20 protein-coding genes are annotated in these 20,481 nt (G+C 70.4%); 13 read left to right on the top strand and 7 right to left on the bottom strand.

The genetic code is table 11. From position 1 onward, the window contains the following. Positions 1 to 78: 78 nt before the first annotated feature. Positions 79 to 2,283, bottom strand: coding sequence for a hypothetical protein (locus tag ASC81_RS06365; protein WP_056263872.1), 2,205 nt, complete (start codon positions 2,281 to 2,283; stop codon positions 79 to 81). Positions 2,284 to 2,371: 88 nt separating this feature from the next. Between ASC81_RS06365 and ASC81_RS06360 the strand changes: the two genes are divergently transcribed. The 5 genes from ASC81_RS06360 to ASC81_RS06340 all read left to right on the top strand — a co-directional run bounded on the left by ASC81_RS06360 (position 2,372) and on the right by ASC81_RS06340 (position 6,880). Next, positions 2,372 to 3,556, top strand: a complete 1,185-nt coding sequence (locus tag ASC81_RS06360; RefSeq protein ID WP_082536287.1) for an ABC transporter permease — start codon at positions 2,372 to 2,374, stop codon at positions 3,554 to 3,556. A 129-nt stretch (positions 3,557 to 3,685) separates the two neighbouring features. After that, positions 3,686 to 4,528 carry an ABC transporter ATP-binding protein gene (locus tag ASC81_RS06355; RefSeq protein ID WP_082536286.1) on the top strand — a complete coding sequence of 281 codons (843 nt, stop codon included), beginning with the start codon at positions 3,686 to 3,688 and terminating at the stop codon, positions 4,526 to 4,528. Positions 4,529 to 4,533: 5 nt separating this feature from the next. Continuing rightward, the gene (locus ASC81_RS06350) at positions 4,534 to 5,490 is read left to right on the top strand and encodes an MlaD family protein (RefSeq protein WP_056263871.1); all 957 of its coding nucleotides are present in this window, start codon (positions 4,534 to 4,536) and stop codon (positions 5,488 to 5,490) included. Then, on the top strand, positions 5,487 to 6,062 hold the full coding sequence (locus ASC81_RS06345; protein WP_056263869.1) for an ABC-type transport auxiliary lipoprotein family protein: 576 nt from the start codon (positions 5,487 to 5,489) through the stop codon (positions 6,060 to 6,062). Before ASC81_RS06350 ends, ASC81_RS06345 begins: the two co-directional genes overlap by 4 nt. Further along, on the top strand, positions 6,059 to 6,880 hold the full coding sequence (locus ASC81_RS06340; protein ID WP_156391798.1) for an alpha/beta hydrolase: 822 nt from the start codon (positions 6,059 to 6,061) through the stop codon (positions 6,878 to 6,880). Before ASC81_RS06345 ends, ASC81_RS06340 begins: the two co-directional genes overlap by 4 nt. 1 nt (position 6,881) lies before the next feature. Here the strand turns inward: ASC81_RS06340 and ASC81_RS06335 are convergent, their stop codons facing one another. The 6 genes from ASC81_RS06335 to ASC81_RS27480 are packed head-to-tail and all read right to left on the bottom strand — an operon-like array spanning position 6,882 to position 12,402. Beyond that, complete coding sequence (locus tag ASC81_RS06335) at positions 6,882 to 7,652, bottom strand: PEP-CTERM sorting domain-containing protein (protein ID WP_056263864.1); 771 nt, start codon at positions 7,650 to 7,652, stop codon at positions 6,882 to 6,884. Between the two features lie 22 nt (positions 7,653 to 7,674). Beyond that, complete coding sequence (locus ASC81_RS06330; RefSeq protein ID WP_056263863.1) at positions 7,675 to 8,655, bottom strand: alpha-ketoacid dehydrogenase subunit beta; 981 nt, start codon at positions 8,653 to 8,655, stop codon at positions 7,675 to 7,677. Between the two features lie 11 nt (positions 8,656 to 8,666). After that, positions 8,667 to 9,590: a thiamine pyrophosphate-dependent dehydrogenase E1 component subunit alpha gene (locus ASC81_RS06325; protein WP_056263860.1), complete on the bottom strand. Its 924-nt coding sequence runs from the start codon at positions 9,588 to 9,590 to the stop codon at positions 8,667 to 8,669. Between the two features lie 2 nt (positions 9,591 to 9,592). Next, positions 9,593 to 9,754 (bottom strand): hypothetical protein, encoded by a 162-nt coding sequence (locus tag ASC81_RS26895; RefSeq protein ID WP_156391796.1) that lies wholly within the window; start codon positions 9,752 to 9,754, stop codon positions 9,593 to 9,595. Between the two features lie 12 nt (positions 9,755 to 9,766). Beyond that, the gene (locus ASC81_RS06320; protein WP_156391794.1) at positions 9,767 to 10,831 is read right to left on the bottom strand and encodes a hypothetical protein; all 1,065 of its coding nucleotides are present in this window, start codon (positions 10,829 to 10,831) and stop codon (positions 9,767 to 9,769) included. Positions 10,832 to 10,842: 11 nt separating this feature from the next. Then, positions 10,843 to 12,402 (bottom strand): hypothetical protein, encoded by a 1,560-nt coding sequence (locus tag ASC81_RS27480; RefSeq protein ID WP_056263857.1) that lies wholly within the window; start codon positions 12,400 to 12,402, stop codon positions 10,843 to 10,845. Positions 12,403 to 12,630: 228 nt separating this feature from the next. Between ASC81_RS27480 and ASC81_RS06310 the strand changes: the two genes are divergently transcribed. The 8 genes from ASC81_RS06310 (at position 12,631) to ASC81_RS06275 (ending at position 20,480) form a co-directional block, all read left to right on the top strand. Continuing rightward, complete coding sequence (locus ASC81_RS06310; RefSeq protein ID WP_056263855.1) at positions 12,631 to 13,113, top strand: hypothetical protein; 483 nt, start codon at positions 12,631 to 12,633, stop codon at positions 13,111 to 13,113. After that, complete coding sequence (locus ASC81_RS06305; RefSeq protein WP_056263853.1) at positions 13,113 to 13,595, top strand: hypothetical protein; 483 nt, start codon at positions 13,113 to 13,115, stop codon at positions 13,593 to 13,595. Before ASC81_RS06310 ends, ASC81_RS06305 begins: the two co-directional genes overlap by 1 nt. Continuing rightward, positions 13,592 to 14,977, top strand: coding sequence for a GAF domain-containing protein (locus tag ASC81_RS06300; RefSeq protein ID WP_056263851.1), 1,386 nt, complete (start codon positions 13,592 to 13,594; stop codon positions 14,975 to 14,977). The genes ASC81_RS06305 and ASC81_RS06300 overlap by 4 nt, the downstream gene beginning before the upstream one ends. A 167-nt stretch (positions 14,978 to 15,144) precedes the next feature. Next, complete coding sequence (locus ASC81_RS06295; RefSeq protein ID WP_369820838.1) at positions 15,145 to 16,101, top strand: sugar kinase; 957 nt, start codon at positions 15,145 to 15,147, stop codon at positions 16,099 to 16,101. Continuing rightward, positions 16,101 to 17,417, top strand: coding sequence for a polysaccharide lyase family 1 protein (locus ASC81_RS06290; RefSeq protein ID WP_056263847.1), 1,317 nt, complete (start codon positions 16,101 to 16,103; stop codon positions 17,415 to 17,417). The genes ASC81_RS06295 and ASC81_RS06290 overlap by 1 nt, the downstream gene beginning before the upstream one ends. After that, the gene (locus tag ASC81_RS06285) at positions 17,414 to 19,015 is read left to right on the top strand and encodes a family 43 glycosylhydrolase (protein ID WP_056263846.1); all 1,602 of its coding nucleotides are present in this window, start codon (positions 17,414 to 17,416) and stop codon (positions 19,013 to 19,015) included. The genes ASC81_RS06290 and ASC81_RS06285 overlap by 4 nt, the downstream gene beginning before the upstream one ends. 14 nt (positions 19,016 to 19,029) lie before the next feature. After that, on the top strand, positions 19,030 to 19,989 hold the full coding sequence (locus ASC81_RS06280) for a TRAP transporter substrate-binding protein (RefSeq protein WP_056263843.1): 960 nt from the start codon (positions 19,030 to 19,032) through the stop codon (positions 19,987 to 19,989). Then, a complete protein-coding gene (locus tag ASC81_RS06275; protein ID WP_056263841.1) occupies positions 19,986 to 20,480 on the top strand; it encodes a TRAP transporter small permease in 495 nt (164 codons plus the stop codon). Before ASC81_RS06280 ends, ASC81_RS06275 begins: the two co-directional genes overlap by 4 nt. The last annotated feature ends 1 nt before the right edge of the window (position 20,481 follow it).

Here is a 20,481-nt window from a genome sequence, read left to right as displayed (position 1 = left end):
TGCGGGGTGAGTTCCGGCCCGACGCCCGGAGGTTCAAAGCGATCGTAGCGAGGTGGCCCGTCAGCTGACAGCCGGCCGTCAGCTCAGGTCCGCCAGCGTCATTTCGTGCAGCCAGCGCGACTCGGCAAAGCTCTTGGTGTCATAGAGCTTCTTGAGCTGCCGGGTGGGCACGGGCTTCTTGCAGGCCGCCAGCGTCATGTGCTCGTCACCCCCGCCCGCCGACCAGGCCGACTGCCAGACGGTCGCCAGCGTGACGGCGCCATCGGCCATGCGGTCCATCGTGCGCGGGCCGAGTTCGGCCCACAACGCCGCCGCCTGGCCCCGGCCGCGCACGCGGTTGAAGACCTCCAGCACCTCCGCGGGCGGCAGCGCCTTCATGGTGCGGCGCATCAGCTGCACGACGGCATCCGCCGCGCCCAGCGGCCCGTTGACCAGCGGCCGGCCGGCCAGGTCGGCCACGCGCTGCTTGACGCCCACCACCACCTCGTCGGCGGCCTGGTCCAGCATGTCGGTCTCGTAGACGGCATGCACCTCGTCATCGTCCGGGTCGTCGGCCTCGCCGTGGTGCAGGTGAGACACATGCAGCGGCTGGCAGGCGTCGCCGATGTAGTGGGCCAGCACGCCGGCCGCGCAGACATAGGCGTCCAGCTCGCGGTCCGCTACGGCCTGCACCATCACGCGGTAGAGCTGCGCCACCCGGAACGGCAGCGCCCCGCGGTGCGCCGGTTTGCGGTCGGGGTCGATGCTGCTGTAGAAGGCGTTCCACACCTGCGGGTCGCGCGATGACGGCCGCTGGCGCCACAGCTGCATCAGCGTCTTGCCCTGGAAGGCGCCGGTGCCCGTCTCATCCATGTCGGCGAAATGGTTGGCCTTGTCTTTGCCGCGGCTGCGGCGCCACACCAGGTCGGGCACGTCGGCCAACGCGATGAACTTCGACGTCTGCGTGGCCAGCGGCAGGCGGCCGGCAACGATGTCCTCGTCGCGCACGCCGATGGCCGTCGCGTTGGCCTTGAACACCGCCCGGGCCTTGTCGGTCTGCAGCGCGAAGCAGGCCGCATAGCCGATGTTGTAGTGCCCGACCTTGCCCCAGTAGCGGCTCTGGCCGCTGCGCCAGTCCTCGACCAGGCCGACATTGAGCGCCTTGCACAGCGAGCTGAAGCCCGTGGCCAGCGCGAACTCGGTCGACCGCCCCGCGTTCAGCGCGCCGAACCCGTGGCCGCCCCACTGCACGGCCAGGGGGCGAAAGCTGACCGGCGGCGCCGCGCCCGGCACGGCCGGCGTGTCCGCCGCCTCGTCCCAGAACCACACGGCGCCCGAGTCGCCCGGGCGCGTCTCGACGCTGCCGCCGGACTGGCGCGGGCCGATCAGGAACTCGGCCAGCGCATCCACGCCGCCCACGCTCGCGTGCCGGTAGAACAGCCCGTGCACGCAGCCCTGCACGCGGATGCCACCGGGCAGCTCGGTGAACAGCGGGCAGCCGAGCAGGTTGAGGCTCATCTTGTCCGAGCTCAGGTCGACGGCAGCCCCCATGGCGCCCACGCCCAGGTAGTGCGACTGCGTGGCCGCGATGCTGTCCAGCTTCACCAGCGCGGCGTCCAGCGTCAGCTGCGCACCGCGGCTGGAGAAGCCGGGATAGATGTCGGTCAGCGGCACGGCGTCGACGCTGCGCGAGGTGGTGCGGCCGATGACTTGCTTGCGGCTTCGCGGCAGGGCGTGGACGTCGGCGCCGGCGTCGATGCCTGCGGTCAGGTGGCGGCTGACCAGCGCGAAGGCACAGGCGCCGTCCTCGACGATGGCCGAGGCCACGCCCATGCGCGTGCGGCCCTGGTCGGCCACATGGACCTGGAAGTTGGGGCCGAACTTGTCGGCCGCATAGACGGCCGTGTCGGCCGGCGCCAGGTTGTGCTCGCGCCGCTGCACCAGCACCGGGCAGGTGCGCACCTGGCGCCCGTCGGGCAGGTAGAGCACCGGGGGCACCGCCAGCTCGGGGTGGCGGGCCAGCGTCGCGCGGTCCAGCCACTCGCTGACGAACACCAGCACGCAGGGCCAGGACCAGGGGCGGAAGTCGCTGTTGTCCAGCGTTCTCGGGCCCAGCTCCTCGCCGGTCTGGCGGGCCTGCTCGTCCTGGAAGTTGGCATCGTCCAGCCGGATGCGGTAGCGGCCCACCGCCGTGCCCAGCACCGTCGGCAGGTTGGCGATGTGCACGTGGTAGTGGTCGCGGGCTTCGAGCAGGTCGCGCACGCTCAACGACTTGGGATCGGCACGGCGGATGAAACGGTCCATGGTGGGCTTTCCTCTGGGCAAGGCGCGACGCTAGCAACTGCCAGCGCAGCTTGCCTCATCAAGGCGTCGGAGGCGCTATCGTTGCACCATGAGCGAAGCCGGCGCCCTGCCCCTGCCCACCGTGGACAGCCCGACCGCGGCGCGGGCGGACGCGTCGGCCGACGCCGCGCCGCAGCTGCAGGCCGGCGGCGGCCCGGGCTCTGCGCGCGAATGGCGCGTCAGCGGTGACTGGACCGTGCTGGCCCTGCGCGAGCGCTATGCCGAGTTCCGCCAGCGCGTGGCCGCCGCGGTGGCCGAGACGCCCGAGGCGCTGTGGGACCTGCGCGCCCTGAACCGCCTGGACACCGCCGGCGCGCTGACGCTGTGGCAGGGCTGGGGCCGCAAGCCACCGCCGCGGCTGCTGTGGCTGCCCGAGCATGTGACGCTGTTCGCGCAGTTCATGCAGCCGGTCGCCCTGCCCAAACGGGGCCCGCGTGTCGGCCCCGGCCTGGAACGCGCGAGCCTCAGCCTGCTGGCCTTCGCCCGCCATGCGGTCGACCTCGTCGCCCTGGTCGGCCGCCTGCTGCTGGACCTGGTGCAGGTGCTGCGCCACCCGTCGCTGATCGGTTGGCGCGAGATCTCGGCCAATGTCTTTCGCACCGGCGCTCAGGCGCTGCCGATCACGGCGCTGGTGGGCTTCCTCGTCGGCCTGACGCTGTCCTACCTGATCTCGCGCCAGCTCAAGACCTACGGCGCCGACATCTTCGTCATCAACATCCTCGGCCTGGCCGTGCTGCGCGAGCTGGGGCCGCTGCTGGCGGCCATCATCGTGGCCGGCCGCTCGGGCTCGGCCATGACGGCGCAGATCGGCGTCATGCGCGTCACGCAGGAGCTCGACGCGCTGTCGGTCATGGGCATCTCGCACACCGTGCGCCTGGTGCTGCCCAAGGTGGTGGCGCTCGCCGTGTCGCTGCCGCTGGTGGCGCTGTGGACCAGCGCCATGATGCTGCTCGGCGGCATGGCCGCGGCCGCGGCCCAGCTGGGGCTGGACCCGACGCAGTTCATGCACACCCTGCCCAGCGTCGTCGAGCCGGTCAACCTGTGGCTGGGCTCGGCCAAGTCCGTGCTCTTCGGCGGCCTGATCGCGCTGCTGGCCTGCCACTTCGGATTGCGGGTCAAGCCCAACACCGAGAGCCTGGGGCAGAGCGTCACGCAGTCGGTGGTCACGGCGATCACACTGGTCATCGTGGTCGATGCGGTGTTCGCCGTCTTGTTCTCCGACGTAGGGGTCTGAAGTGAAACTCAAAGGCAACCACAGAGGCACAGAGACACAGAGGCCGTATAGACAACGAATTTCTCTGTGCCTCCGTGCCTCTGTGGTTGCATTTCTGCATGGCGTTCGGGGCGCGATGGAGCGGCAGAAATGAGCGAAGCCATCATCGAAGTCAACAACGTGACCACGGCCTTTGGCGGCCATGTCATCCACCGCAACCTCAATCTGACGGTGCACCGCGGCGAGGTGGTTGCGCTCATCGGCGGCTCCGGATCGGGCAAGACGACGCTGCTGCGCCTGCTGCTCGGGCTGGAGGTGCCGCAGGCCGGCAGCGTGAAGATCTTCGGCCACCCGTTGGGCCGTTGCGCGGTGCGCGACCTGGAGCGCGTGCGCTACCGCTGGGGCGTGCTGTTCCAGGCCGGCGCGCTGTTCTCGGCGCTCAGCGTGTTCGACAACGTCGCGCTGCCGCTGCGTGAATTGAAGAGCGTGCCGCCCGACCTGCTCAAGCCCCTGGTCATGCTCAAGCTGGCCCAGGTCGGCCTCAAGCCCGAGGACGCGCTCAAGCGCCCGGCCGAGCTGTCGGGCGGCATGATCAAGCGCGTCTCGCTGGCACGCGCGCTGATCCTCGACCCGCAGCTGCTCTTCCTGGACGAACCCACCGCCGGCCTCGATCCCGACAGCGCCAAGCAGTTCGTCAAGCTGCTGCGGCGGCTGCGCCAGGAGCTGGGCCTGACCGTCGTCATGGTCACGCACGACGTCGACACGCTGTTCGCCGTGGCCGACCGCGTGGCCGTGCTGGCCGACCAGCACATCATCGCCAGCGGCCCGCTCGCCGAGGTCGCGCGGCTGCCGCATCACTTCGTGCGCAACTTCTTCCTGGGCCATATCGAACGCTGCGCAGAAGAGGATGTCAGGCGCTTCCGCCTGAGTCTCGATGACACCAGCGACGAAGGCGGCGTGCCCGCGGTGCTCCGCGAAGAAGCCCTCAACTGAAAGCCATGGAAAACAAAGCCCACGCCATTGCCGCCGGTCTCTTCCTGCTGCTGCTCGGCCTTGCGCTGGCGGCCAGCGTCGCCTGGTTCCAGGGCGACCGGACCGAGCGCGTGCACTACACCGTCGTCGCCCGCAGCGGCGTGCCGGGCCTCAACCTGAAGGCGCCCGTCAAGCTGCGCGGCGTGCAGGTCGGCTATGTCGACACCATCGCCTTCGACCCCGCCGACCCGCGCCAGATCCTCGTCGGCATTGCCGTCGATGCGGCCGCACCCGTGTCGGCCACCACCCATGCACAGCTCGGCCTGCAAGGCGTCACGGGCCTGTCCTTCGTCAGCCTGGAAGAGGCGGATGCCAAGGCCCCACTGACGCGCGCGCCTCCGGGCGCCCGCATCGCCCTCAAGCCCACACTGCTGGACCGTCTGGCCGAGAGCGGCCCGCTGCTGCTGGCCGGCTTTGCGGAGACGGCCGACCGGCTCAATGCCCTGCTCAGCGAGGGCAACCGCGCGCAGCTCAACCGCAGCCTGGTGCAGCTGGAGCAGGCCGCCACCGACACCAGCCGGCTGATGGCCGCACTGCAGCCGGGCGCACGCGAACTGCCCGTCTTCCTGAAAGACGCCGACGCGACCGCCCAGCGCGCCAGCGCCGCCCTGCGCGAGATCGAGGCGCTGGCCGCCGACAGCCGCGCGCTGACGCAGGAACTGAAAGCGCGCGTGGCCGTGCTGGACCGCATCGACGGCGCCGCAGCGCAAGTGCAGGCCACCAGCCGCAATCTCGAACTCGCGCTGGTCGGCGACACGCCGCAGCGCACCCGCCCGCTGTTGGGCGACCTGTCGGCCGCCAGCCGCAGCATCGAGCGCGCCGCCACCGACCTCGGCGCCCAGCCGCAAAGCCTGATCTTCGGCCGCGGCGCCCAGTCGCCCGGTCCTGGCGAAACCGGCTTTGCGGAGCGGCTCAACAAATGAAAGCGACATCAACAACCCTGCTGGCCGCGGCGCTGCTCCTGAGCGCCTGCTCACTGACCCCCACCGCGCCGACGCGCGCGGTTTACGACCTCGGCCCCGCACCAGCGCTCATGGCGGCCAGCAGCGCGCTCGCTTGGCGCATTGCCGAGGTGACCGCAGCCCCCTCCGTGGCCAGCGAAGGCATCGCCTACCGCCTGGCCTTCGAGCAGGCCCAGCGCCTTCAGCACTACCGCGACAGCCTGTGGGCCGCGCCACCGGCCGCGCTGCTGACCCAGCGTCTGCGGCAGCATCTGGCCGCCGTACCCGTCTCGCCCGCCTGCGCCGGCCGGCCGGCAGCGCTGCTGTCCGTCAACCTCGACGAGTTCGAGCAGGTGTTCAGCAGCCCGGGCAACAGCCAGGTCGTGCTGCGCGTGCACGCCACGCTGTGGTCCGCCGGCGCGGCGCAGCAACAGCATTGGCGCATCGAGCGGCCTGCCCCGCCCGACGCGCCCGGCGCCGTGCGCACGCTCGCGCTGGCGGTGGACGACTGGCTGCCGCAGCTGGCCAACTGGCTGGCGGCGAGCTGCCGTTGAACGCGCCGCGCCGCCGCGGGATGCGCGTCGTTGCGGCCCTGTTGCTGCTGCCGCTGCTGGCCTGGCTGGCCGTGGTGGCGCTGCTGTGGTGGAAGCAGGAAAGCCTGCTCTTCTTCCCCCAGGCCCTGCCCGCCGATACGCGCCTGGCCACCGAGCCGGATGTGCACGAGCGCCTTGTCGACGTGCCAGGTGCCAAGCTGTCGGTCCTGGCGCTGCGCCTGCCTGAGCCGCGCGGTGTGGTCTTCTTCCTGCATGGCAATGGCGGCAGCCTGCAGAACTGGTTCACCGACACGGACTTCTACCGCCGCGCCGGCTTCGATCTCGTCATGCCGGACTACCGCGGCTACGGCAAGAGCACGGGGCGCATCGAGAGCGAGGCCCAGCTGCATGCCGATGTGATGGCGGTGTGGCGCAGCGTCGCACCGCGCTATGCCGGCAAGCGCGTCGTCATCTATGGCCGCTCGCTGGGCACCGGCCTGGCCGCCGAGCTGGCGGCGACCGTGCAGCCCGACCTGACGGTGCTGGTGTCACCCTATGCCAGCATCGCCGGCCTGGCACGCCACCACTACCCCTGGGTGCCGACGCTGGCACTGCGCTACCCGCTGCGCACTGACCGTGTGATCGAGCGCATACGCGGCCCAGTGCTGCTGGTGCATGGCGACCGCGACGAGGTCATTCCCTTCGCCGAAAGCGCCAAGCTCCAGGCGGTGCTGCCGGGGGCCCGGCTGCTGCGCATCGAAGGCGGCAGCCACAACGACCTGCAGGACATGCCCGCTTACCGGCAGGCCATGGCCGTGGCTCTCGCCGGCCTGCGCTGATTCAAGCCGCGCGGCGGCGACGCAGCAGCCAGCTCAGCAGCAGCAGGCCGGCGCCGCTCATCGCCCAGCTCGATGGCTCTGGCACGGCGCTGGTCATGAACTGGCCCGAAGCCGAGCTCGTTGTCACGCCGTCGGGCAGGGTCCAGTTGAAGTGCAGGGTGTTGCCGAAGTCGGCGCTGGTGTTGGGGCTGCCGGGATAGGGCAGCGCGACGGCCGAGGTGTAGAGCTCGGCATAGATGAAGAACCTGCTGTCGCCCAAGGGAATGACCAGCTCGTCGCCCAGGACCGTCGTGCCGGACTTCAGCGCCACGGCCGGGGCATAGTGGTTCAGGCGGTCGAAGAAGTCGGCCTTGGGATCGCCGACATAGAAGCGCGCCCAAGCCTGCGCATTGCCGCCCGGCGTGAGGGTGCCATCGATGGTGACGCTGAGGTTGGCCAGGCCGAGGTTCTGGCCGTTGCGGAAGCTCACCGTGTCCCAGAAGCGGGCCGACGATTCGGCACCCGTCTTGGCATGGCAGCCCGGGCAAGGCGTGGCGCTGGCGGCCGCGTGCAGCGTGCCATCACCCAGGCCGGCCATGCCCCAGGCATAGGAGTACTTGTAGTAGGACGGTGTGTTGGCCATGGCTGAGAAGCTGCCTTCGCCGCCGCTACGGGCACCACCGCTGGTGCCGGCATAGCTGCCGTAGTTGGGCGTGGCGGCACGAGCCGGCGAGGTGGCCAGCAGGGTGGCGCTGGCCAGGGCCAGCAAGAGGGTCATCGAGGTCTTGTTCATGGTGCTTTCCGATCAGGAAGGTTCAGGAGGACGAGGTGTTTGAGAGACGGTCCTGCAGCAGCGCCCTTGCGTGGGCGGCGATCTGTTCGGGCTGAGGCACGGCGGCCTGCTCCAGCGGCCAGCTGGCCAGCGCCGCAGCGTCGGGGCCGGTCAGGCGCCGGGGTGCCGCCTTCAAGTCGGCAAAGGCCTGCTCGGCGACGACGGCGCACAGCTCGGCGGCCAGGCCGCACAGGCCGCTGGCCTCGGTGACGCACAGCAGGCGGCCGGTCTTGCGCACGGAGGCGAGCAAGGTCATGGTGTCCAGGGGCTTCAAGCTGCGCAGGTCGATGACCTCGGCCGCCACGCCTTCCGCCTGCAGCGTCTGCGCCGCCGTGAGACAGTGATGGACGGTCTTGCCATAGCCCACCAGCGTCAGCGCTTCGCCACGGCGGCGCACCGCCGCGAGGCCCGGCAGCTGCAGCTCTTCGCCTGTCACCTCACCGCGCTCATGAGCCAGGCCGATGTCACTGAACAGCAGGCTGGGCCGCGGCTGGCCCAACGCGCCGGTCAGCAGCCCGGCGCTGTCGGCCGGCGTGCTGGGCATCAGCACCTGCAGGCCGGGCACGTGCACGAACAAGGCCTCCAGGTTGTGGTTGTGCTGGCCACCGATGGCCCAGCCGGCGCCGGTCTGGGCCAGCACCACCAGCGGGAACTCGAACTGGCCGCCGCTCAAGGCCCCGAGCTTGCCGGCGCTGTTGACCAGCGCGTCCATGGCCAGCATCAGGAAGGGCGAGAACAGCAGGTCCACCACGGGGCGCAAGCCCATGGCCGCGGCGCCCACGGCGCAGCCGACGATGCTGGCCTCAGCCAGCGGTGTGTTGCGCACGCGCTCGGCGCCGAAGGCGGCCAGCAGGGCGGGGTTCTTCGTCGCCACGCCCTCGCCGAGGAAGATCACGCGCTCGTCGGCGGCCATCGCGCGGTGCAGCGCCGCAATCAGCGCCTGTTGTGCGGTCATCGTTGGCATCGCGTGCTCCTTCATGCGACCTGCGGCCAGGGCGCCGACAGCGCCGCCGCGTAGGCCTGTGCGATGCGACCGCGCATCCGGGCCTCGCGGCGCCCCAGGTCATCGGCGCTCAACATCAGCCGCTCGGCCTGGCGTTGGATCGGGTCGCGCGCCAGCCATTGCGCGTGTTCGGTGGCGCAGACATAGGCCTGGTCGTCGGGCTCGAAGTGGCCGCGCTGGCGGTAGGTCGTCAGCTCCAGCAGGCGCGGCGAGCCGCTGTCGCGGATGGCGGCCACGGCCTCGACCGCCGCCAGGTGCACGGCCTCGACGTCGTTGCCGTCAATGACCTCGGCCACCAGGCCGTGGCCCTGCACCCAGTCGGCGACATGCTCGCCCGGCATGGTCTCGCGGCGGTGCACATAGGCCTGCCACTGATTGTTCTCGCAGACGAACAGGACCGGCAGCCGCCAGGTGACCGCCAGGTTGACGGCCTCGTGGAAGATGCCCTGGCAGGCCGCACCGTCGCCGAAGAACACCGCCGTGATGCCTTCCGGCTGCGCGCCGAGCTTCTGCGCCAGCGCGACGCCCGGCGCCAGCGACAGGCCGCCGCCAACGATGGTGGACGTCAGCACGACGCCGAGCGCCTTGACCGAGATGTGCAGCGAGCCCGCATGCCCCCGGCAATAGCCGGTGGCGCGGCCCAGCACCTCGGCGAACAGGCGCTCGGGGTCGGCGCCGCGCGCCAGCAGGTGGCCGGCGCTGCGGTGGTGAGTCAGCAGCTTGTCCTGCGGGCCCAGTGCACTGACGACGCCGACCGCGCACGCTTCCTGGCCGACCGAGGTGCAGGTGCCGGGATTGGTGGGCGAGGCGGCGGCGATGAGCTGCTGCTCGTAGGCGCGGATCAGCAGCATGGCGTCCAGCCGCGAGGAGGCGGTCGAGGCGGTCGAGGGATTCATGCTCAACCCGCCAGGCTGAAGGCGGCACCCTGCGGCTTGCCGAGGCAAGCCAGCGTGCAGAAGACATCGCTGCGCGGCGCCGGGCCGCGTGCGTCCGGCGTGGCTGGCTGCGGGGTGGGCACGGCGGGCAGCTCGCGCGGCGTGGAAAGGGTGTGCGGTGTCATGAGGGGGGCTCTTCAGTTCAGCAGCGCGGCCAGGCGCGACAGATCCAGCGCGGCGACGGCGTCGCGCATCGGCTGGGCATAGGCGGGGTTGTTCGGGTGGGTGCTGGCGCAGACGGTCAGCAACTGGATGCGCGTGCGGTTGCGGGCGTCCCAGGGGAAGGACGGGTCCAGCTTGACGAGGCGCTTCATCGTGCCGACGGGCTGATCCGGCGTGGGCAGGCGGTGGCGGCCGGCGCCCAGGCGGTAGGGCTCGCCGAGCTGATCGGCCGTCATCGCGGCACGGGTGCGGCGCAGGTCCTCCAGCTCGTCCACCAGCGTCTGCCGAACCCGCGCCAGCTGGGCATGGTGTTCGGCTTCGCCTGCCTTGCGCTGGCGCGCTGACATCAGCGTCAGCTCGGCGAGCTTGGCGTCCAACGGGCGCATCTGTTCCGCCTTGCGCTCGGCGGCGGCCAGGTCGAAGGGCTGCAACGCCCGCTCGTTGCGGCGGTCCTGATCGGCGATCCCGCGTTGCTGCTCGCGTTCGAAGTAAGCCAGCATCTCGCCGACCGTGACCGGCACCCAGGGCAGGCGGCGTCCGGGCCCGATGACGGCGCATTCGCGGTAGACGGGCCAGCCCTGCATGGCCTCACCGCGCTCGCCTTCGAGGTAGGCGCTGAGTTGATCGTCATGCGCCCAGCGGTTCATGGTCGCCAGCGGCGAGTTGACGAAGACGCTGAAGCCGGCCCGCGGGCCGATGCGGTTGGCGGCCTGGGCATGGATGTCGCAGCCCGAGCCCGTCCAGGTCTTGGGGCCGAAGCCCTGGGCATGGATGACGGCCTCGCGCGGGCGGCGGGTCGGCTCGTCGGAATCAAGCACCGCACGCGTGATGCGCAGCCTCACTTCGGGCAGGGCCAGCAGGCCGGGGTTGGGCTTGGCCTGGGCCTCGAACACATCCATGGCCGCGTGCAGCGGCTTGAACGAGGCATGGTTGACCGGCAGGCCGTCGTTGCTGCGCGGCTCGACGGCGTTGGGGGCCCAGCAACCGGCCTTCGCGGCGCCGGCCGCGAGCATCAGCGTGAACAGCAAGGCGTGTTTCATGGCTGACTCCTTCACTGCGGCGCGAGCGACCAGCGCAGGCGCGAAGCGCCGGACACACCGTCGATTTCCTTGTGGCTGTCAGGCGCCACCAGCTCGGTGTTGACGCGCCGGCCCAGCTCGACGGGCAGCAGGCGTTCCTCGCCGAACTGGCGGCGGCCGGCCAGCGCGTAGCCGGCGATGCGGAAGGACAGGCCGCTGACCTTGGCCTCCATCACGGCCGTGCCCTGGCTCTGCGTGCGCACATGCTTGGCCGTGACGGGCACATAGCCGTTGAAGTCCAGCTTGCAGGTCTGCAGGTTGACGAAGGCCCGCAGCAGCTGCACGTCGGGATGCGTCAGCGGTTCGCCCTGCGCCGTGACCTGGATGGTGTCGGGCACGATGGCGCTGCTGTAGAACTGGTCGACGCTGATGCTGCCGGTCTTCACATTGCCGGCGAACCACACCTGGCCAACGGGCGACACCGCGTCTCGCTGCAGCTTGCCCACCACGCGGGCGCGGTGGGCGTAGCGGGCGCTGCCCTGCGCGTCGGCGCCGGCCCAGTGGTAGTCCTGCTCCAGCTCGACGTTGAGCTGGTTGACGCCCAGCAGCCAGTCGCAGCCGGCCTGCGGGTCGATGACGGTCAGGTGGGCCGCCAGCTGCACCGGGCCGTCGATGGTGTCGAACGGGTCCTGGTAGTTGACCGAGACAGCCACCGGGTTCTGCGCCGGCAGCGCAGCCGGGGCGCGGTAGGTGCGCTTCAACGGGCCGATGGTGTCGGTCCCGGTCAGCGTACCGACGCTGGCGTCGCCGGCGGCCACGCCATTGACGGCCCAGCCATTGGACGACAGCGCCGCACCGCCATCGGCGTCGCAGGCGAAGTGCCGGTCCTGGCCGGGCAGCGCCGTGTCGTCGCCGCGGCCGCAGACCATGGCCGTCAGGTCTTGCGTCTGCTGCACGCCGACATCGGCGGTGCCGGGGCGCAGCTGCACACCGGCCACCAGGGACCAGTCGCTGAAGTGCGTCGTCGTCGTGCGCACGACGCCATCGGTGTCGGTGCCCGCCTTGGCGCTGCGCCAGATGCCGTCGGCGCCTTGCGTGGCGATGCGCAGATGCTTGGCACCGTTGCGCTCGGCGGCGCTGGGCAGCCATTCCAGCGTGATGGGCTTGGCGGCCTGCAGGCCCTCGGGCTGGATGCGCCAGGCGCCGCCGCGGGCGCCGGGAGCGTTGTTCGCGATGGGCTGCAGCGTGACGAGCTGTTCGGTTTGGAGGGCGCCGGCCGGCACGACGATGGCGAGGCCGTAGTCAGGTGCGTCCAGGCGGCCACCCGCGGCGCCGATGCGGGCGCTGGCGACGACCGGGCCCAGCGGCACGCCGACGGCAGTGGCTGCAGGCGCAGGGGCCGGTGCCGGGGTCGGCGCGGGAGCGGGTGCCGGGCTCGGGGCCGGAGCAGGCGCTGGCGAAGGCGAAGGCGCTGGCGCTGGCGTGGATGTCGGCTGCGAATTCGGGCCGGCATCGCTGCCACCGCCACCGCAGGCCTGCAGCAGGGCGGTGGCGAGCAAGGCGCTCAGCAAGGGATTGAGGCGGCGGTTCATGGCAAGTCAGTCCGTTGGGGTCAAGGCTCCGCCCTGCCGAGATCCAGAAGTCTTCGGCCGGTCGGTTGCTTGGGGGTTGCGTCGGTGGTGCCGGCGTCTGTCCGGCGTGGGCTCTACTGTGGTTGGGCCGCGTCGGGCGCGCTGCTAGTTCTCGGCTAAGCGTTTGTTAAGTGTTTGATAAGCGCCTGCCTGCCTATCATTCGCGCCTGCCACTCATCCGCCCTCGCCTTGCCTCGACTCCCCACCGACTGGACCGCCCATCTCGAGAGCGGTGTCTCGCACCGCCTGGGTGGCAGCCATGCCGATGGCCAGCCCGAGATCTGTCGCGGCCTTGCCGCGCAGGCGCTGCCGGACGGCCGCGTCGAGGTGCTGCTGGCAGCCAACGTCGCCGACCGCCTGCTGGACGCCGTGCGCGAAAACGGCCGCATCGCCTATGTGGCAGCGCAGCCGGGCAGCCACCGCACCCTGCATGTCAAGGGGCTCGATGCCGAGGTGTTCGCCACCACGCCGGCCCACGGCCAGCTCTTCGAGCGCTGCCGCGAGCGTTTCATCGCCCGGGTCGAGCCCTACGGCTTTTCGCGCGCATCCATCATGGCCATCTGGTACGACCTCGACGTGCATTGCCTGACCGGCATCCGTTTCACGCCCTGCGGTGCCTGGGACCAGACCCCCGGCCCCGGTGCCGGCCAGGCCGTGGAGCTGCTGCGCTGATGGCCCGCCTGCCCGACGACTGGATCGCGCACCTGCAGCAGGGTGTCACGCTGCGGGTGGGTTCGAGCACGCTGCAGGGCCAGCCCGAGCTGCACTTCGCGCACGGCGCCTGGACGCTGCCGGACGGCCGTATGGAGTTGCTGGTGCGCAGCGTGCCGGGGGCCGACCTGCTCGATGCCATCCGCGCAACCGGCCGCGTCGCCGTCTCTGCCGGCCGGCCCAGCAACTACCGCGTGCTGCATGTCAAGGGCGTGGACGCCGAGGTGCTGCCCGCCTATGCCGAGCAAGGTCCGAAGTTCGCACAATGCTTTGAGGCCTGGCTGCGGCAGATCGAGATGTTCGGTGCCGACCGTCGCCAAATCATGGCGGTGATGGGCGAACTCACCCTGGCCGACCTGAGCTGCGTGCGCTTCACGCCGCTGGCGGCCTGGGACCAGACACCCGGCCCCGGCGCCGGCCAGCCCATCGACCTGATGCCATGACCGACACCCCATCCCCCCAAACCGAGCGCCGCGCGCTCAAGCTGCGCGACGTGCGCCGCCTGCTCGAAGGCGTCATCCCGCCGGCCATGTGCTCGGTGGCTGCCGACGGCATGCCGCATGTCAACTACCTGTCGCATGCCGAGTACATCGACGAAGAGCATGTCGCGCTGACCTACCAGTTCCTCAACCGCGCGCGCGCCAACGTGCTGGCCACCGGACGCGTCGCGCTCAGCGTGGAGGACCCGATCACCGGCGTGTCGGTTCTGCTGCAGCTGCGCTATGAGCGTACCGATACCGAGGGCCCGGTGTACGAGCGCCTGCGTGCCAAGCTCGCCGGCATTGCGGCGCAGACCGGCATGGAGAAGGTCTTCCACCTGCGCGGTGCCGACGTCTATCGTGTCGAGTCGCTGCGCAAGCTCGACCCGGTGCACCCGCTGCCTGCGATGGCGCCGCGCTGCGACCTCGCCGTGGGCGTGCGCAACATGAGCGAGCAACTGTCCGAAGCCGCCGACCTGCGCAGCCTGCTGAACGCCTTCACCGAAGGCCTGCAGCGCGAGCTGCGCATCACGCACGCCATCGTCTGGCTGCTGGACGAACAGCGCCAGGGTCTCTACACGCTGGCCAGCATCGGCTACGAGCAGGCTGGCAGCGGCGCCGAGCTGCCGCTGGCTGAAGCCGGCCTGGCCGGCGTCGCGCTGCGCGAGAACATCCCCATCCGCATCGGCCACATGAGCCAGATGTACAGCTACGGCATGTCCTGGCGCGCCAAGGCCGAGCAACTCGGCCTGCAGGCGGCCATGGCCGACACCATTCCCCTGCCCGGCCTGGCCAGCCCGCGCAGCCAGTTGGCGGTGCCGCTGCGCGCGCGCGGCCGCACCGTGGGCGCGCTGCTGGTGGAGAGCGACAACGACCAGTTCTTCAGCTATGACGATGAAGACGCGCTGACCGCCGTGGGCGCCCAGCTGGCGCAAGGCCTGGCCGCGCTGCGCACGGCGGAGCTGGTGGAGGAGCCCGCGGTGGCGCCACCCCCTGCCCACGCGCCCGCTGCCGCCGACGCCCCGCTGCGCCTGCGCCACTACCCGCGCGACCACAGCGTCTTCGTCAACGACGAGTACCTGATCAAGGGCGTCGCCGGCGCCATCGTTGCCAAGCTGGTGCGCGACCAGATCGACACCGGCCGCGAGGCCTTCAGCACGCGCGAGCTGCGCCTGGCCGGCGGAGACCTGCGCCTGCCGGAAGTGCAGGACAACCTCGGCGTGCGCCTGCTGCTGCTGGAGCGCCGTCTGGCCGAGCGCGACTTCGGCCTGCACATCGAGCGCGCCGGGCGCGGCCAGTACCGGCTCATCGCAGATGGACCGCTGAGTTTGACGACCGAAACCTGATCCACCTCGGGCGAGTTGCGCGCGGCCATGCGCCGATGCCTGCGACCCGGCATCGCGCAGCGGCTTGAGCGATTCTTCGCGGCGCTTGAAGGCCTGGGTAAACCATGTGCCGGTAACTGAACCGCTCACGGTATCTTTATTGAACCGCCGTTTCATTTTCCAGACCTGTGAACCCAACCCCTTCGGCCGTCGCTCGGCCGGTGTCGATCGCCGCCCTTGGCGAATGCATGCTTGAACTGCAGGGCCAGGCCTTCGGCAACCTGCGCCAGACCTTCGGCGGCGACACGCTGAACACCGCTGTCTACCTGTCGCGCTGCGGCGGCGCCGGCTTGCGGGTGCACTACGCGACCGCGCTGGGTGATGACTCCCTGAGCACCGGCCTGCTGGAGCGATGGACTGCGGAGGGCGTGCAGACCGGCCTGGTGCAGCGCCTGGTCGGCCGCGTGCCGGGGCTCTACCTGATCGAACTCGACGCCGGCGGCGAGCGGCGCTTTCACTATTGGCGCGGGCAGGCGGCGGCGCGCTCCTATTTCGACACCGCCACCACGGCGCTGGAAGAACAGGCCGATGCACTGGACGCCCTGTATCTGTCCGGCATCAGCCTGGCCATCCTGCCGCAGGCGGGGCGCGAGCGCGTGCTGGCGCTGATGACGCGCATGCGCGCCAACGGCAAGGTGGTTGCCTTCGACAACAACTTCCGCCCGCGGCTGTGGGACTCGGCGGCCGATGCGCGCTATTGGTACGGCCGCGCGTTCGCGGCGTCCACCATCGCGCTGGTCACCGCCGACGACCATCAGGCCCTGCATGCCACGCCCGACCTGGACACGGCCGTTAGCGCGGCTCAGGCCCTGCCGGTGGCGGAGATCGCAATCAAGCGCGGCGCGCTGCCCGCTCGCGTGGGCGTCAACGGCGAATGGCAGGACGTCGCGACCGAGGCGGTGCCGCGCGTCGTCGACACCACGGCCGCGGGCGATTCCTTCGCCGCCGGCTACCTCAGCCGGCGCCTGCGCGGCGCGGCACCCGCCGAGGCGGCGGCCTTCGGCAACCGGCTCGCGGCGCGCGTCATCCAGCATCCCGGCGCGCTGATCCCGCGCGAGGCCATGCAAGACCTGATCGGCGACTGATGCGACTTCTCCTGACCCTGGTGCTGGCCACCGGGCTCTGCCACGCGGCCGACACGACGGCGCCCCTGCACCCCGCCACCTATGTCCACAGCGGCTGGGCACAGACCACGGGCGGCCAGGGCGGCAAGATCATCCGCGTGACGACGCTGGCGGCCGACGGCCCGGGCAGCCTGAAGGCGGCACTCGACACGCCAGGGGCGCGCATCGTCGTGTTCGAGGTCGGCGGCGTCATCGACATGGGCGGCACCGGCTACAAGCTGCGTGAGGGCCGCGTGACCATCGCCGGCCAGACCGCGCCGGACCCCGGCATCACGCTGGTGCGTGGCGAGTTCGAGATCGCCGCGGCCGACGTCATCGTGCAGCACCTCAGCATCCGGCCCGGCGCTTACGGGCGTGCCAAGCGCAGCGGCCGCGACCAGGACGGCTTCACAACGACCGAAGGCGCGCGCCGCCTCATCGTCGACCACTGCAGCTTCTCCTGGGCCACCGACGAGAACCTGTCGGTCGGCGGCCCGCGCTTCAAGGGCGCCACGCCCGATGCGTGGCGCGAAAGCACCTCACACGCCATCACCTACAGCCACAACCTCATCTACGAAGGCCTGGGCGAGTCCGTCCACACGAAGGGCGAGCACAGCAAGGGCACGCTGGTGCACGACAACGCCAACCGCATCCTGCTGCTGGGCAATGTCTACGCGTCCAACCGCGAGCGCAACGCGCTGTTCAAGGGTGGGGTCTGGGGCGCGATGGTCAACAACCTGATCTACAACCCCGGTGGCAAGGCCGTGCACTACAACCTCGTCGCGCACGAGTGGGTCGGCCAGCCCTACCAGGTCGGCAAGGTCACGCTGGTCGGCAATGTCTACCGCGCCGGGCCCGGCACCGCCGAGCGGCTGCCGCTGTTCACCCTGGGCGGCGTGGGCGATGTGCAGCTCTTCGAGCAGGACAACCTCGCCGTCGACCGCCATGGCCAGCCCCTGCCCATCACCGGCCGCTACACCACCAGCGCCGAGATCGTGCCGGTGCGCGAGGCCTATCTGCCACCGGGTCTGTCCTGGGTGCCGCCGCGCGAGCTGGAGAAGCTGCTGCCCTTGTATGTCGGCGCACGGCCCTGGGCGCGTGACCCGCTGGACTTCAAGCAGCTGTCCGACATCGCCGAGGACCGCGGCCAGTTGATCGACGACGAGACCCAGAACAACGCCGACGGCCTGCCCAAGCGCAAGGCGACGCAGCGCGCCTTCGTCGAGGCGGACTGGAACCTGGCCGACATGAGCCCGAAGGCGGGGTGGGCGTCGCTGTTCGCGCGGGGGGTCAAGTGAGCCTGGACCGCCGCGGCCTGCTCGCCCTGCTTGCGGCCCCACCGGCCTGGAGCGCCGTCGACTGCGCCGATGCGCCAGGCCTGCCCTATCTGCCGCCATGCAAGCCCTGGCCCAAGGGCATCGAGGGCCAGCGCAAGGCCGATCTCGGCGATGGCCGCTATCTGAACCCCGTGCTCGCCGGCGACCGGCCCGACCCGTCGGTGCTGAAGGATGGCGACGACTACTACCTGACGCATTCCAGCTTCGAGGCGGTGCCGGGGCTCTTGATCTGGCATTCGCGCGACCTCGTCAACTGGCGCCCGGTGGCGAACGCCCTGCACGACCATGTCGGCAGCGTCTGGGCGCCCGACCTGTGCAAGCACGGCGGCCGCTACTACCTCTACCTGCCGGTCAAGGCGCAGCCCAACGACATCCTCGTCATGTGGGCCGACCGCATCGAGGGCCCCTGGTCCAAGCCCGTCGCACTCGGCCTGCACAAGCACATCGACCCGACGCACGTGGCGGGCGAGGACGGCCAGCGCTGGCTCTATCTCAGCGGCGGCGACCGCGTGAAGCTGAGCGCCGACGGCATGAAGCTGGCCGGCCCCATCGAGCACATCTACGACCCCTGGCGCTACCCGGAGGACTGGGACGTCGAGAGCTTCTCGCCCGAGGGGCCCAAGATGCTGCGCCACGGCGGCTGGTGGCACATGCTGCTGGCCGTGGGCGGCACGGCCGGGCCGCCGACCGGCCACATGATCATTGCCGCGCGCAGCCGCACGCTTTCCGGCCCCTGGGAACAGGCACCGCACAACCCGCTGATGCGCACGACCTCGTCGCGCGAGCGCTGGTGGTCGCGCGGCCATGGCAGCCTGGTGCAGGGGCCGCGCGGCGACTGGTGGATGCTGTACCACGGCTACGAGAACAGCTTCCACACGCTGGGCCGGCAGATGCTGCTGGCGCCGGCGCGCTTCAGCGCCGATGGCTGGTTCCATGTCGACGCGGACGACGGCCAGCCGCTGCCGATGCCCGCCGGCGGCAAGGCTGTTCAGCATGGCCTGCCGCTGTCCGACGACTTCGCTGGCACCAAGCTCAAGCCCCACTGGCAGTTCCTCAGCGGCGGCCCTGGCCAACAGGTGCGCGTGCGCGTGGCCGACGGCAAGCTGCACCTGCGCGCCACCGGCAAGGACCCGGGCGACAGCCCGCCGCTGGGCTTCATCCAGGGCGACCCTGCCTTCGAGGTCGAGGTCGACGTGGACTTCGACGAAGGCGTGCAGATGGGACTCATGATGTTCTACAGCCCGCGCCTGTACGCCGGCATGGGCGCCAACGCCAAGGGCTTCCGGCTGTTGCGCTACGGGCAGGACATACGAGCCGTGCCCAAAGGCGAAGGCATCGGCCGCCGCATGCAGCTGAGAATGCGCTGCGCGCGCCACGTGCTCACCCTCTTCAGCCGCGCCGACCCCTCACTGCCGTGGGCCAAGTTCCCCGTCCAGATGGACGTCAGCGGCTACCACCACAACACCGCCGGCGGCTTCGCCAGCCTGCGCCCGGCGATCTACGCCGCCGGTCAGGGCGAAGCGCGCTTCTCGAATCTGCGCTATCGCGCCGTCGATTGAAGGAGACAAACATCATGAAGAATCACCTCACCCTGCTGTCCGCCGCACTGCTCGGCTCCAGCGCCTTCGCGCTCGAACTGAAGTCCGCCGACGTCCACAACAGCGACGACTACCCCACCGTCGCCGCCGTCAAACACCTGGGCCAGGTGCTGGCCAAGAGCAGCGGCGGCGCGTTGACCGTCAAGGTCTTCAACAAGGGCGCGCTGGGCAGCGAGAAGGAAACCATCGACCAGGTCAAGATCGGCGCGTTGGCCATGACGCGGGTCAACCTCGGGCCGCTGTCGTCGATGTGCCCCAAGACACTGGTGCCCGCCCTGCCCTTCCTGTTCCGCGACACCGCCCACATGCGCAAGGCCTACGACGGCGCACCCGGCGCCGAGATCCTCAAGTCCTGCGAGCACCAGGGCCTGGTGGGTCTGGCGCTGTACGACTCCGGCGCACGCTCGGTCTATGCGCGCAAGCCCATCAAGACGCTGGCCGACATGAAGGGCTTGAAGATCCGCGTACAGCAGACCGACCTGTGGGTGGCCGCGATGACCGCGCTGGGCGCCAACCCCTCGCCTATGCCTATTGGCGAGGTTTACACCGGCCTCAAGACCAGCCTCATCGACGCGGCTGAGAACAACATTCCCAGCTACGAAGGCTTCCGCCATTTCGAGGCGGCCAAGTTCTACAGCCGCACGGAACATTCGATGACACCGGACGCGCTGTTCATCAGCAAGCGCGTGTGGGACAAGCTCAAGCCCGAGCAGCAGGCGCAGCTGCGCGAAGCCGCCAAAGCCTCGGTCGCCGTCCAGCGTGAGCGCTGGGACGCGCAGGAGGCCAAGGCCCTGGCCATCGTGAAGGCCGCGGGCAGCGAGATCGTCGAGACGGACCGCGAAGCCTTCCGCAAGGCCGTGCAGCCGGTCAACGCGAAGTTCGTCAGCACGCCGGAACTGCAGGCACTGGTCAAGGCGATCCAGGACATCAAATGAGCGCCTACACCCGACTGTGCGCGGCCCTCTCGCGCTGGTCGCTGCGCGCGGCCGTGCTGGGGTTGGTGCTGCTGGTCGTCTGCGTGCAATGGCAGGTGATCGGCCGCTACCTGCTCAACGATTCACCGACCTGGACCGAGCCGGTGGCGCTGCTGCTGGTCCTCTACATCACCGGGTTGGCGGTCGCCGTGGGCGTGCGTGACGCCGGCCACCTCGGCATGGAGTCAGTGGTCGCCTTGCTGCCCAAAACCGCACAACGCGTGGCCGAGGGACTGATCCATCTTTGCGTGATGACCTTTGCCATGCTGATGGCCTATGCGGGCTGGGAGTGGCTGACGCTGAAGTGGGCCGAGCCCAAGCCGCTGCTGGGCGTGCCCGAAGGGCTGGACTATCTGCCGCTGCTGATCGCCGGCGTGCTCATCGTGCTGTTCTGCATCGAACACCTGATCGCGCTTTGGCGCAACGAAGAAGTCAAAGAGGCTGGGGTCTGAG

The sequence above is a fragment of the Pelomonas sp. Root405 genome (assembly GCF_001425165.1).
Lineage (GTDB): Bacteria > Pseudomonadota > Gammaproteobacteria > Burkholderiales > Burkholderiaceae_C > Pelomonas.
Note: the sequence above shows the minus strand (reverse complement) of the source record. Positions and strands in the feature narration are given on the sequence as shown.